We start from the raw sequence: 12,472 nt of genomic DNA on the forward strand, positions 1-12,472 counted from the left end.
GGCGCGTTACCTGGTAGCGCGCCATTTTGTTTCCCCCGATGTGGCGCAGACTGATTTATCACCCCGATATCAACTATGCACTTCGACAAACGCTGGTGCTATGTTTGCCCGTGGCCGTTGGGTTAATGCTTGGCGAATTACGATTCGGTCTGCTCTTCTCCCTCGTTCCTGCCTGTTGCAATATTGCGGGCCTTGATACGCCTCATAAACGTTTTTTCAAACACTTAATCATTGGTGCGTCGCTGTTTGCCACCTGTAGCTTACTGACACAGCTGCTACTGGTAAAAGATGTTCCCCTGCCCTTTTTGCTGACCGGATTAACGCTGGTACTTGGCGTCACTGCTGAGCTGGGGCCATTGCACGCAAAATTGCTTCCTGCATCGCTGCTCGCCGCCATTTTTACCCTCAGTCTGGCGGGATACATGCCGGTCTGGGAACCATTGCTCATCTATGCGTTGGGCACTCTCTGGTACGGATTGTTTAACTGGTTTTGGTTCTGGATCTGGCGCGAACAACCGCTGCGCGAGTCACTAAGTCTGCTGTACCGTGAACTGGCAGATTATTGTGAAGCCAAATACAGCCTGCTTACCCAGCACACCGATCCTGAAAAAGCGCTGCCACCGCTGCTGGTGCGCCAGCAAAAAGCGGTCGATTTAATTACTCAGTGCTATCAGCAAATGCATATGCTTTCCGCGCAAAACAATACCGATTACAAGCGGATGCTGCGTATTTTCCAGGAGGCGCTGGATTTGCAGGAACATATTTCGGTCAGTTTGCATCAGCCGGAAGAGGTGCAAAAACTGGTCGAGCGTAGCCATGCGGAAGAAGTTATCCGCTGGAATGCGCAAACCGTCGCCGCTCGCCTGCGCGTGCTGGCTGATGACATTCTTTACCATCGCCTGCCAACGCGTTTTACGATGGAAAAGCAAATTGGCGCACTGGAAAAAATCGCCCGCCAGCATCCGGATAATCCGGTTGGGCAATTCTGCTACTGGCATTTCAGCCGCATCGCCCGCGTGCTGCGCACCCAAAAACCGCTCTATGCCCGTGACTTACTGGCCGATAAACAGCGGCGAATGCCGTTACTTCCGGCACTGAAAAGTTATCTGTCACTAAAGTCTCCGGCGCTACGCAATGCCGGACGACTCAGTGTGATGTTAAGCGTTGCCAGCCTGATGGGCACCGTGCTGCATCTGCCGAAGTCGTACTGGATCCTGATGACGGTATTGCTGGTGACACAAAATGGCTATGGCGCAACCCGTCTGAGGATTGTGAATCGCTCCGTGGGAACCGTGGTCGGGTTAATCATTGCGGGCGTAGCGCTGCACTTTAAAATTCCCGAAGGTTACACCCTGACGTTGATGCTGATTACCACCCTCGCCAGCTACCTGATATTGCGCAAAAACTACGGCTGGGCAACGGTCGGTTTTACTATTACCGCAGTGTATACCCTGCAACTGTTGTGGCTGAACGGTGAGCAGTACATCCTTCCACGTCTTATCGATACCATTATTGGTTGTTTGATTGCTTTCGGTGGTACCGTCTGGCTGTGGCCGCAGTGGCAGAGCGGGTTATTGCGTAAAAACGCCCATGATGCTTTAGAAGCCTATCAGGAAGCGATTCGCTTGATTCTGAGCGAGGACCCGCAACCAACGCCACTGGCCTGGCAGAGAATGCGGGTAAATCAGGCGCATAACACTCTGTATAACTCATTGAATCAGGCGATGCAGGAACCGGCATTCAACAGCCATTATCTGGCAGATATGAAACTGTGGGTAACGCACAGCCAGTTTATTGTTGAGCATATTAATGCCATGACCACGCTGGCGCGGGAACACCGGGCATTGCCACCTGAACTGGCACAAGAGTATTTACAGTCTTGTGAAATCGCCATTCAGCGTTGTCAGCAGCGACTGGAGTATGACGAACCGGGTAGTTCTGGCGATGCCAATATCATGGATGCGCCGGAGATGCAGCCGCACGAAGGCGCGGCAGGTACGCTGGAGCAGCATTTACAGCGGGTTATTGGCCATCTGAACACCATGCACACCATTTCGTCGATGGCATGGCGTCAGCGACCGCATCACGGGATTTGGCTGAGTCGCAAGTTGCGGGATTCGAAGGCGTAATACAGGCTAAACCATCGGATAAGGCATTCACGCCGCATCCGACATATTTTGCCTGATGCGTCTTATTTACGCCCCAACCACCTTCGCCACCGCGTGGGCGAAACGTTGCATCCCTTCATCGATATCCGCATCTTCCACCACCAGCGACGGTGCTAAACGCATCACATCCGGTCCGGCATTCAGCACCATTACGCCAACCTCTGCACCCGCATACAGGAAATCACGCGCCCGACCTTTGTAGTGTGGTTTCAGCTCCGCGCCAATTAACAGCCCTATACCGCGAATATCGCTAAACACATCGTACTGCTGATCGATCTTCTGCAAATGGTCAACAAAACGCTGGCGTTTCGCCTGAATGCCTTCCAGCACTTCAGGGGTATTGATGATATCAAACGCCGCGCCCGCTACTGCACAGGCCAGAGGATTACCGCCGTAGGTGGAACCGTGAGAACCAGGATGAAACGCAGAAGCAATTTCCGCCGTGGTCAGCATGGCGCTAATCGGGAAGCCGCCGCCTAACGCTTTCGCAGAAGTCAGAATATCCGGCGTCACACCGTAGTACCTGTAAGCAAACAAATCGCCAGTCCGCCCCATCCCGCACTGCACTTCATCAAACACCAATAATGCCTGATGTTGATCGCACAGCTCGCGCAAGCCCTGCAAAAACTCTGGCGTCGCTGCCGTCACACCGCCCTCGCCCTGGATCGGCTCAACCACCACCGCACAGGTGTGATCATCCATCACCGCTTTCACTGCATGGAGATCGTTAAAGGGAACGTGGATGATGTCTGCCGGTTTCGGCCCAAAGCCGTCGGAATATTTTGGCTGCCCACCCACCGAAACGGTAAACAGCGAGCGACCATGAAAAGCGTTATGGAAGGCAATAATTTTGGTTTTGAACGGGCTATGACGCGCACAGGCGTAATGGCGTGCCAGTTTAAAGGCGGTTTCGTTAGCTTCCGTGCCGGAGTTCATAAACACCACGCGTTCGGCAAACGTCGCCTCAATCAGTTTGCGCCCAAGACGCAGCGCCGGTTCATTGGTGAAAACGTTACTGATATGCCACAGAGTTTCGCCCTGGGTTTTTAACGCGTTCACCAGCGCAGGATGGCAATGGCCCAACGCCGTAACTGCAATGCCTCCCGCGAAATCGACATACTCCTTGCCTTGCTGATCCCAGATTCGGCTGCCCTGACCTTTTACCGGAATAAACTCTGCCGGAGCATAAATCGGCAGGATCACTTCATCGAAAGTCGCGCGTGTAATTGCTGTTTGTTCAATTGCCATCTCATGATCACCCTGTTACGCATAAATAAATGTGAAATTATAATCACAAAATATGCATAAAAAATCACTGAATGGCAATCGGAAATCAGAGATACAGGAAATTAGCCAGCAGTTGATGTCCTTGTTCGCTAAGAATACTTTCTGGATGGAACTGCACACCTTCCAGATCCCACTGGCGATGGCGAATCCCCATAATCTCGCGGGTTTCGCTCCAGGCCGTCACGTCAAAGCACGCTGGTAATGAGTCAGGTTCCACCACCAGCGAATGGTAGCGTGTCACGGTAAGTGGATTTGCCAGCCCCCGAAATACGCCCTCACCGCTATGTGTAATCGGCGAGGTTTTGCCGTGCATGACCTTTGCGGCGCGCACAACTTTGCCGCCAAATGCCTGCGCCATTGCCTGATGACCGAGGCAGACACCAAGAATCGGCAAGCGCCCGGCATAGTGGCGAATAACGTCAAGGGAGATCCCGGCTTCATCTGGCGTACAGGGGCCAGGTGAGATGACAATTTTTTGTGGTTTAAGGGCGTCGATATCCGCCAGCGTCAACGCATCGTTGCGCTTAACCAGCACATCCGCCCCCAGTTCACAAAAGTACTGGTAGAGGTTCCAGGTAAAAGAATCGTAGTTATCTATAAGCAGGATCATGGCGGCTCCGGTACGAAAGAACCGCGCTATTTTACTCAGATTCCCCGGCTTCGCTTACCACTTTGCTAAATATCATCTGCAGTGCGGTGAGATCCCCCATTGCCCCACTCTGATTTGCCTGATTCCAGGCCTCTTTTTCGATACCCTGCCAGCTCAGTTGATATCCAGCATGAATCGCCAGTTGCTCGAAGAAGATCCGCTGTGCCAGACCACTTCCCACCCGGAAGGGATGCAGCACGTTGATTTCACAATAGTAATGCGCCAGCCGCTCGACGAACTTCGCTTTCTCCAGGCCAACCAGATAACCTTCTTCCTCCAGATCCTGCATCAGGGCATTGCCCTCTTTTTCGATATAAGCAAAGTGGCAGAACGGCGTATCGCCCTGATAAATATCAACTTCACGCAGTTGCCCTGCCCAGTCGAAAATATCCTGGTACAGCTGGCGATGGATAGTGCGCAAATGCGGTAAACCGCGCACCAGCGGACCAAGCTCAATGGTCGCAGCACGCAGCGCCGTCATTTCGTAAGCGGCCTGTTCCAGCCGCTGCTGCTGGCGGATGTTCAGCCGGTTACGCATGATATCAAGGCCAGGATAAAGATACGGATCGCGCCCTTCGCCGAATTTATCGCTCATAGTGCCTCCTCAGCTCTTCAAGGCGCGCTAAAGCCTCTGCGGCAGTAAGAGTGACTAAAGGCATCTCGACGCCTTCAAGACGGCGACTGGCCTGGAAATTACGATTACGCTGAAGCTCCCAGAGACGGGACTTTTGCTTATCGGTGAGTTTCTTCACTTGATGCCTCCCTGAACGTGTCCATTTGCCACAAGTATAAGCGGCAAATCCGGGTTACGCCGGGAGAGCAGAAGCGCGGGCAAGATTGCCCGCGCGAGAAATCATTACGGCAGGACTTTAGCGGAAAGGATAACTACCGGTTTTGACGGCACATTCTGGTACGGACCAACATCATGAGTCGGCACCTGGGAAATCTTATCGGCAACGTCCATGCCTTTCACCACTTTACCAAATACCGCGTAACCGAAATCACGCTGACCATGGTCAAGGAAGGCGTTATCGGCAACGTTGATAAAGAACTGGCTGGTGGCGCTGTCTTTGTCAGCGGTACGCGCCATCGCGATGGTGCCACGCGTGTTGCGCAGGCCGTTATCGGCTTCATTTTTGATTGGCGGGTTTGGTTTTTTCTGCTGCATCTGCTCGGTGAAACCGCCGCCCTGAATCATAAAGCCAGGAATGACGCGGTGAAAGGTAGTGTTGTTATAAAAACCGCTGTTCACATAATCGACAAAGTTTTGCACAGACACTGGCGCTTTTTGTTTATCCAGCTCCAGTTCGATGTTACCAGCTGAGGTTGTCAACAATACGTGCGGGTCCCCTTTCGCTGCCATTGCTGCGGGAGAAAGAGCAGAAAGAGCGAAAACAGCAGCCATCGCCGCCAGGGTCGATTTGAACATGAGATTTCCTTAACAAACAGAGCAGAAAAAAAGCAAGTGAAGAGATTCTAAATAGCCTTCAAGAACAAGGCCATCCCTTTACCTAATTTTACGTATCTGAAATATATGTAACCTGACGATCACTTTTTATTCCGTGATCAAAATCACCTCTTAAAATGCAATTTAGCAACCGATTGCAATAAAACATTTAAACAGATCACAAAATCACCTAAAATCGCCCGCTCGCGGCATATCCCGCTATGCCATTTTATTTTTGAACGCAGGCCAATCATGACTAACAGCAATCGCATCAAGCTCACATGGATTAGCTTTCTCTCCTACGCACTGACTGGTGCGTTGGTTATTGTCACCGGGATGGTGATGGGAAATATCGCCGATTATTTCAATCTGCCGGTTTCCAGTATGAGTAACACCTTCACCTTCCTCAACGCCGGCATTTTAATCTCTATCTTCCTCAACGCCTGGCTGATGGAAATCGTCCCGTTGAAAACGCAGTTACGTTTTGGCTTTCTCCTGATGGTGCTGGCGGTTGCCGGTTTGATGTTCAGCCACAGCCTGGCGCTGTTCTCGACGGCGATGTTCATTCTCGGGGTGGTCAGCGGCATTACTATGTCGATTGGTACATTCCTGATAACACAAATGTATGAAGGGCGTCAGCGCGGTTCCCGCCTGTTATTTACTGACTCCTTCTTCAGTATGGCTGGGATGATTTTCCCAATGATCGCCGCGTTTCTACTGGCGCGCAGCATTGAGTGGTACTGGGTTTATGCCTGCATCGGGCTGGTGTATGTCGCTATTTTTATTCTGACCTTCGGCTGTGAGTTCCCGGCACTGGGCAAACGTGCACCAAAAACGGATGCTCCGGTAGAGAAAGAAAAGTGGGGGATCGGCGTACTGTTTCTCTCTGTTGCGGCGCTGTGCTACATCCTCGGTCAGTTAGGTTTTATCTCCTGGGTGCCTGAGTATGCCAAAGGCCTGGGCATGAGCCTGAACGACGCGGGCACGCTGGTGAGTAACTTCTGGATGTCATACATGGTCGGCATGTGGGCGTTCAGCTTTATTCTTCGCTTCTTTGATTTGCAACGCATTCTGACCGTACTGGCTGGTCTGGCTGCGATTCTGATGTACGTCTTTAACACCGGAACACCAGCACATATGGCGTGGTCAATTCTCGCTCTGGGCTTCTTCTCCAGCGCGATCTATACCACCATCATCACCCTGGGTTCACAGCAGACCAAAGTACCGTCGCCAAAACTGGTTAACTTTGTCCTGACCTGCGGAACCATCGGTACTATGTTGACCTTTGTGGTTACCGGCCCGATTGTTGAACATAGCGGTCCGCAGGCGGCACTGCTTACAGCAAACGGTCTGTACGCTGTCGTCTTTGTGATGTGCTTCCTGTTAGGTTTCGTCAGCCGTCACCGTCAGCATAACACCCTGACCTCTCATTAATTGCTAATGCCGGACGGCACTATCGTCGTCCGGCCTTTTCCTCTCTTCCCCCGCTACGTGCATCTATTTCTATAAACCCGTTCATTTTGCCCATTTTTTGCACAAACATGAAATGTCAGACAATTCCGTGACTTAAGAAAATTTATACAAATCAGCAATACACCCCTTAAGGAGTATATAAAGGTGAATTTGATTTACATCAATAAGCGGGGTTGCTGAATCGTTAAGGTAGGCGGTAATAGAAAAGAAATCGAGGCAAAAATGAGCAAAGTCAGACTCGCAATTATCGGTAACGGTATGGTCGGCCATCGCTTTATCGAAGATCTTCTTGATAAATCTGATGCGGCCAACTTTGATATTACCGTTTTCTGTGAAGAACCGCGCATCGCTTATGACCGCGTACACCTCTCGTCTTACTTCTCTCACCACACCGCCGAAGAGCTGTCGCTGGTGCGCGAAGGCTTCTACGAGAAACACGGCATCAAAGTTCTGGTCGGCGAACGCGCTATCACCATCAACCGTCAGGAGAAGGTGATTCACTCCAGCGCCGGACGTACCGTTTTTTATGACAAGCTGATCATGGCAACCGGTTCCTACCCGTGGATCCCACCAATCAAAGGTTCTGATACTCAGGGCTGCTTTGTCTATCGCACCATTGAAGACCTCAACGCCATTGAATCCTGCGCCCGTCGCAGCAAACGCGGTGCCGTTGTTGGTGGCGGCCTGTTAGGTCTGGAAGCCGCTGGCGCGCTGAAAAACTTAGGTATTGAAACCCACGTTATCGAATTTGCCCCTATGCTGATGGCGGAACAGCTTGATCAGATGGGTGGCGAGCAGCTGCGTCGCAAAATCGAAAGTATGGGCGTGCGCGTTCACACCAGCAAAAACACCCTTGAGATTGTGCAGGAAGGTGTCGAAGCGCGTAAAACCATGCGTTTTGCCGACGGCAGCGAACTGGAAGTCGACTTTATCGTCTTCTCTACCGGTATCCGTCCGCGCGATAAGCTGGCAACCCAGTGTGGTCTGGACGTTGCTCCGCGTGGGGGGATTGTCATTAATGATTCCTGCCAGACTTCCGATCCGGATATCTACGCCATCGGTGAATGCGCAAGCTGGAACAACCGTGTATTTGGTCTGGTAGCACCAGGCTACAAAATGGCGCAGGTCGCCGTTGACCATATTCTGGGTAGCGAAAACGCCTTTGAAGGTGCTGACCTTAGCGCCAAGCTGAAACTGCTGGGCGTAGACGTAGGTGGTATTGGTGATGCGCACGGTCGCACGCCTGGCGCACGTAGCTATGTTTACCTCGACGAAAGTAAAGAGATCTACAAACGCCTGATTGTCAGCGAAGACAACAAAACCCTGCTCGGTGCGGTACTGGTGGGCGATACCAGCGACTACGGCAACCTGCTGCAACTGGTGCTGAACGCTATCGAGCTGCCGGAAAACCCGGATTCTCTGATTCTGCCGGCGCACTCGGGTAGCGGTAAGCCGTCTATCGGTGTTGATAAACTGCCGGACAGCGCGCAAATCTGCTCCTGCTTCGACGTCACTAAAGGTGATCTGATTGCTGCCATCAACAAAGGCTGCCACACAGTTGCGGCGCTGAAAGCTGAAACCAAAGCGGGTACTGGCTGCGGTGGCTGTATCCCGCTGGTCACTCAGGTATTGAATGCGGAACTGGCGAAACAGGGCATCGAAGTTAACAACAACCTGTGCGAACACTTTGCTTATTCGCGTCAGGAACTGTTCCATTTGATCCGCGTTGAAGGCATTAAAACCTTCGAAGAACTGCTGGCGAAACACGGCAAAGGCTACGGTTGTGAAGTTTGTAAACCAACCGTCGGTTCGCTGCTGGCCTCCTGCTGGAACGAATACATTCTGAAGCCGGAACATACTCCGCTGCAGGATTCTAACGACAACTTCCTCGCTAACATCCAGAAAGACGGCACCTACTCGGTGATCCCGCGTTCTCCGGGCGGTGAAATCACCCCGGAAGGGCTGATGGCAGTGGGTCGTATCGCGCGTGAATTTAATCTCTACACCAAAATCACCGGCTCCCAGCGCCTGGCGATGTTTGGCGCACAGAAAGACGATCTGCCGGAAATCTGGCGTCAGCTGATTGAAGCTGGCTTCGAAACCGGTCATGCCTATGCGAAAGCACTGCGTATGGCGAAAACCTGCGTGGGTAGCACCTGGTGCCGCTACGGTGTTGGCGATAGCGTCGGCCTCGGCGTGGAACTGGAAAACCGCTACAAAGGCATCCGTACGCCGCACAAAATGAAGTTCGGTGTCTCCGGCTGTACCCGTGAATGTTCAGAAGCTCAGGGTAAAGACGTGGGTATTATCGCCACTGAAAAAGGCTGGAACCTGTATGTTTGCGGTAACGGCGGCATGAAACCGCGTCATGCGGATCTGCTGGCAGCGGATATCGATCGCGAAACGCTGATCAAATATCTCGACCGCTTCATGATGTTCTACATCCGTACCGCCGACAAACTGACGCGTACCGCGCCGTGGTTAGAAAACCTCGAAGGCGGCATCGATTACCTGAAAGCGGTGATCATTGACGACAAACTGGGGCTGAACGCTCATCTGGAAGAAGAGATGGCGCGCCTGCGTGAAGCGGTAGTGTGTGAGTGGACTGAAACGGTCAATACACCGTCCGCGCAGACTCGCTTCAAACACTTCATCAACAGCGACAAGCGTGACCCGAACGTGCAGATGGTGCCAGAGCGCGAACAGCACCGTCCGGCAACGCCGTATGAACGTATCCCGGTAACTCTGGTGGAGGACAACGCATGAGCCAGTGGAAAGACATCTGCAAAATCGATGACATCCTGCCTGAAACCGGCGTCTGCGCGCTGTTAGGTGACGAGCAGGTAGCGATTTTCCGCCCGTATCACAGCGACCAGGTGTTTGCGATCAGCAACATTGATCCGTTCTTCGAGTCCAGCGTGCTATCACGCGGGCTGATTGCGGAACACCAGGGCGAGCTGTGGGTCGCCAGCCCGCTGAAAAAACAGCGTTTTCGCTTAAGTGATGGCTTGTGCATGGAAGACGAACAGTTTTCCGTCAAACATTACGAAGCACGAGTGAAAGACGGCGTGGTGCAGCTGCGCGGTTAATGTTTTAACGGGAGGCGCAATGCCTCCCCTTTTTGCATGGTCCTGTAATGACCTTCGGTATATTGCAGGACATTTTTTAAACTTTTTGTTTTATTTTTTGTTTTTATTTTTTAAAGGATAATCAAATGTTTACAGACACTATTAATAAGTGTGCGGCTAATGCTGCGCGCATTGCACGCCTGTCGGCAAATAACCCGCTCGGCTTTTGGGTCAGCTCCGCCATGGCGGGCGCATATGTGGGTCTTGGGATCATCCTGATTTTCACGCTCGGTAATTTGCTCGACCCGTCCGTACGTCCGCTGGTGATGGGCGCGACCTTTGGTATCGCCTTAACGCTGGTGATTATCGCCGGTTCTGAACTGTTCACCGGACACACCATGTTCCTCACCTTTGGGGTAAAAGCGGGCAGCATCAGCCACGGGCAAATGTGGGCAATCCTGCCGCAAACCTGGCTGGGTAACCTGGTCGGTTCCGTCTTCGTTGCCATGCTCTATAGCTGGGGCGGCGGTAGCCTGCTGCCGGTAGATACCAGCATCGTTCACTCCGTCGCGCTGGCTAAAACCACTGCACCGGCAATGGTACTGTTCTTCAAAGGTGCATTGTGTAACTGGCTGGTTTGCCTGGCAATCTGGATGGCGCTGCGCACTGAAGGGGCGGCGAAATTTATCGCTATCTGGTGGTGTCTGCTGGCATTTATCGCGTCCGGCTACGAGCACTCTATCGCTAACATGACGCTGTTCGCGCTCTCCTGGTTCGGCAACCACAGCGAAGCCTACACGCTGGCGGGTATTGGTCATAACCTGCTGTGGGTGACGCTGGGTAATACTTTATCAGGTGCCGTATTCATGGGATTGGGTTATTGGTATGCTACGCCGAAAGCGAATCGTCCGGTTGCGGACAAATTTAATCAAACTGAAACGGCTGCCGGTTAATTACTAAGGGGTTTTTACGTGGATCATTTGCCTATATTTTGCCAATTACGCGATCGCGACTGTCTGATTGTCGGCGGTGGTGATGTCGCGGAACGCAAAGCAAGGTTGCTGTTAGACGCAGGCGCTCGCTTAACGGTGAATGCATTAGCGTTTATTCCACAGTTCACCGCATGGGCAGATGCAGGCATGTTAACCCTCGTCGAAGGGCCATTTGATGAAAGCCTTCTCGACACCTGCTGGCTGGCGATTGCAGCGACGGATGATGACACGCTTAACCAGCGCGTCAGCGAAGCCGCTGAAGCTCGTCGCATCTTCTGTAACGTAGTCGATGCGCCGAAAGCCGCCAGCTTTATTATGCCGTCGATTATTGACCGCTCACCGCTAATGGTAGCGGTCTCCTCTGGCGGCACCTCTCCGGTTCTGGCGCGCCTGTTGCGCGAAAAACTCGAATCACTGCTGCCGTTGCATCTGGGCCAGGTGGCGAAATATGCCGGGCAATTACGCGGGCGAGTGAAACAACAGTTCGCCACGATGAGTGAGCGTCGCCGTTTCTGGGAGAAATTGTTCGTTAACGACCGCCTGGCGCAGTCGCTGGCAAACAACGATCAGAAAGCCATTACTGAAACGACCGAACAGTTAATCAACGAACCGCTCGACCATCGCGGTGAAGTGGTGCTGGTTGGTGCAGGTCCGGGCGATGCTGGGCTGCTGACGCTGAAAGGACTGCAACAAATTCAGCAGGCAGATGTGGTGGTCTACGACCGTCTGGTTTCTGACGATATTATGAATCTGGTACGCCGCGATGCTGATCGCGTTTTCGTCGGCAAACGCGCGGGATACCACTGTGTACCGCAGGAAGAGATTAACCAGATCCTGCTGCGGGAAGCGCAAAAAGGCAAACGCGTGGTGCGGCTGAAAGGTGGCGATCCGTTTATTTTTGGCCGTGGTGGCGAAGAGCTGGAAACACTGTGCAACGCGGGTATTCCGTTCTCGGTGGTTCCGGGTATTACCGCAGCTTCTGGTTGCTCTGCCTATTCGGGTATTCCACTCACACATCGCGATTATGCCCAGAGCGTACGCTTAATTACCGGACACTTAAAAACCGGTGGCGAGCTGGACTGGGAAAACCTGGCGGCAGAAAAACAGACGCTGGTGTTCTATATGGGGTTGAATCAGGCCGCGACTATTCAGCAAAAGCTGATTGAACACGGTATGCCTGGCGAAATGCCGGTGGCAATTGTCGAAAACGGAACGGCAGTCACGCAGCGCGTGATTGACGGTACGCTCACGCAACTCGGTGAACTTGCTCAGCAAATGAACAGTCCATCGCTAATTATTATTGGTCGGGTTGTTGGCCTGCGCGATAAACTGAACTGGTTCTCCAATCATTAATTTAACCCGGGCCAGAGAATTCTGGCCTTCTTAAT

The 12,472-nt window shown here is 52.5% G+C and carries 11 protein-coding genes; 6 read left to right on the plus strand and 5 right to left on the minus strand.

From position 1 onward, the window contains the following. The first annotated feature begins 38 nt into the window (after window positions 1-38). The gene (locus ACUU1M_RS09655; protein WP_005081986.1) at window positions 39-2,129 is read left to right on the plus strand and encodes a YccS/YhfK family putative transporter; all 2,091 of its coding nucleotides are present in this window, start codon (window positions 39-41) and stop codon (window positions 2,127-2,129) included. 66 nt (window positions 2,130-2,195) lie between these two features. On the opposite strand, the gene argD is transcribed toward ACUU1M_RS09655, so the two are convergent. The 5 genes from argD to ppiA all read right to left on the minus strand — a co-directional run bounded on the left by argD (window position 2,196) and on the right by ppiA (window position 5,533). After that, the gene (gene argD, locus ACUU1M_RS09660; RefSeq protein WP_000963769.1) at window positions 2,196-3,416 is read right to left on the minus strand and encodes a bifunctional acetylornithine/succinyldiaminopimelate transaminase; all 1,221 of its coding nucleotides are present in this window, start codon (window positions 3,414-3,416) and stop codon (window positions 2,196-2,198) included. 85 nt (window positions 3,417-3,501) lie between these two features. Next, complete coding sequence (gene pabA, locus ACUU1M_RS09665) at window positions 3,502-4,065, minus strand: aminodeoxychorismate synthase component 2 (RefSeq protein WP_152028847.1); 564 nt, start codon at window positions 4,063-4,065, stop codon at window positions 3,502-3,504. A gap of 31 nt (window positions 4,066-4,096) precedes the next feature. After that, entirely contained in the window at window positions 4,097-4,699 is a 603-nt protein-coding gene (locus ACUU1M_RS09670; protein WP_001280641.1) for a putative adenosine monophosphate-protein transferase Fic, read from the minus strand. Then, complete coding sequence (locus ACUU1M_RS09675) at window positions 4,689-4,856, minus strand: YhfG family protein (protein WP_000736860.1); 168 nt, start codon at window positions 4,854-4,856, stop codon at window positions 4,689-4,691. Before ACUU1M_RS09675 ends, ACUU1M_RS09670 begins: the two co-directional genes overlap by 11 nt. A gap of 104 nt (window positions 4,857-4,960) precedes the next feature. Beyond that, entirely contained in the window at window positions 4,961-5,533 is a 573-nt protein-coding gene (gene ppiA, locus ACUU1M_RS09680; RefSeq protein ID WP_000477225.1) for a peptidylprolyl isomerase A, read from the minus strand. 270 nt (window positions 5,534-5,803) lie between these two features. Here ppiA and tsgA point away from each other — a divergent pair, with 270 nt between their 5' ends. From tsgA to cysG, 5 genes are all read left to right on the plus strand, one after another. Then, complete coding sequence (gene tsgA / locus ACUU1M_RS09685) at window positions 5,804-6,985, plus strand: MFS transporter TsgA (RefSeq protein WP_000185260.1); 1,182 nt, start codon at window positions 5,804-5,806, stop codon at window positions 6,983-6,985. A gap of 261 nt (window positions 6,986-7,246) precedes the next feature. Next, a complete protein-coding gene (gene nirB / locus ACUU1M_RS09690) occupies window positions 7,247-9,790 on the plus strand; it encodes an NADPH-nitrite reductase large subunit (protein WP_000049229.1) in 2,544 nt (847 codons plus the stop codon). Further along, on the plus strand, window positions 9,787-10,113 hold the full coding sequence (gene nirD / locus ACUU1M_RS09695; protein ID WP_000084764.1) for a nitrite reductase small subunit NirD: 327 nt from the start codon (window positions 9,787-9,789) through the stop codon (window positions 10,111-10,113). Before nirB ends, nirD begins: the two co-directional genes overlap by 4 nt. Before the next feature lie 125 nt (window positions 10,114-10,238). Beyond that, on the plus strand, window positions 10,239-11,045 hold the full coding sequence (gene nirC / locus ACUU1M_RS09700) for a nitrite transporter NirC (protein WP_000493556.1): 807 nt from the start codon (window positions 10,239-10,241) through the stop codon (window positions 11,043-11,045). Between the two features lie 18 nt (window positions 11,046-11,063). Next, entirely contained in the window at window positions 11,064-12,437 is a 1,374-nt protein-coding gene (gene cysG, locus ACUU1M_RS09705) for a siroheme synthase CysG (RefSeq protein WP_000349881.1), read from the plus strand. Window positions 12,438-12,472: the final 35 nt, after the last annotated feature.

The organism is Shigella sp. SIG6 (genome assembly GCF_053555815.1).

Bases quoted from the DNA above. Each gene is read 5' to 3' on its own strand.
- nirB (WP_000049229.1), top strand. From the start codon at position 7,247: ATGAGCAAAGTCAGACTCGCAATTATCGGTAACGGTATGGTCGGCCAT.
- nirD (WP_000084764.1), top strand. From the start codon at position 9,787: ATGAGCCAGTGGAAAGACATCTGCAAAATCGATGACATCCTGCCTGAA.
- pabA (WP_152028847.1), bottom strand. From the start codon at position 4,065: ATGATCCTGCTTATAGATAACTACGATTCTTTTACCTGGAACCTCTAC.
- ACUU1M_RS09655 (WP_005081986.1), top strand. From the start codon at position 39: ATGTGGCGCAGACTGATTTATCACCCCGATATCAACTATGCACTTCGA.
- tsgA (WP_000185260.1), top strand. From the start codon at position 5,804: ATGACTAACAGCAATCGCATCAAGCTCACATGGATTAGCTTTCTCTCC.
- ppiA (WP_000477225.1), bottom strand. From the start codon at position 5,533: ATGTTCAAATCGACCCTGGCGGCGATGGCTGCTGTTTTCGCTCTTTCT.
- nirC (WP_000493556.1), top strand. From the start codon at position 10,239: ATGTTTACAGACACTATTAATAAGTGTGCGGCTAATGCTGCGCGCATT.
- ACUU1M_RS09670 (WP_001280641.1), bottom strand. From the start codon at position 4,699: ATGAGCGATAAATTCGGCGAAGGGCGCGATCCGTATCTTTATCCTGGC.
- argD (WP_000963769.1), bottom strand. From the start codon at position 3,416: ATGGCAATTGAACAAACAGCAATTACACGCGCGACTTTCGATGAAGTG.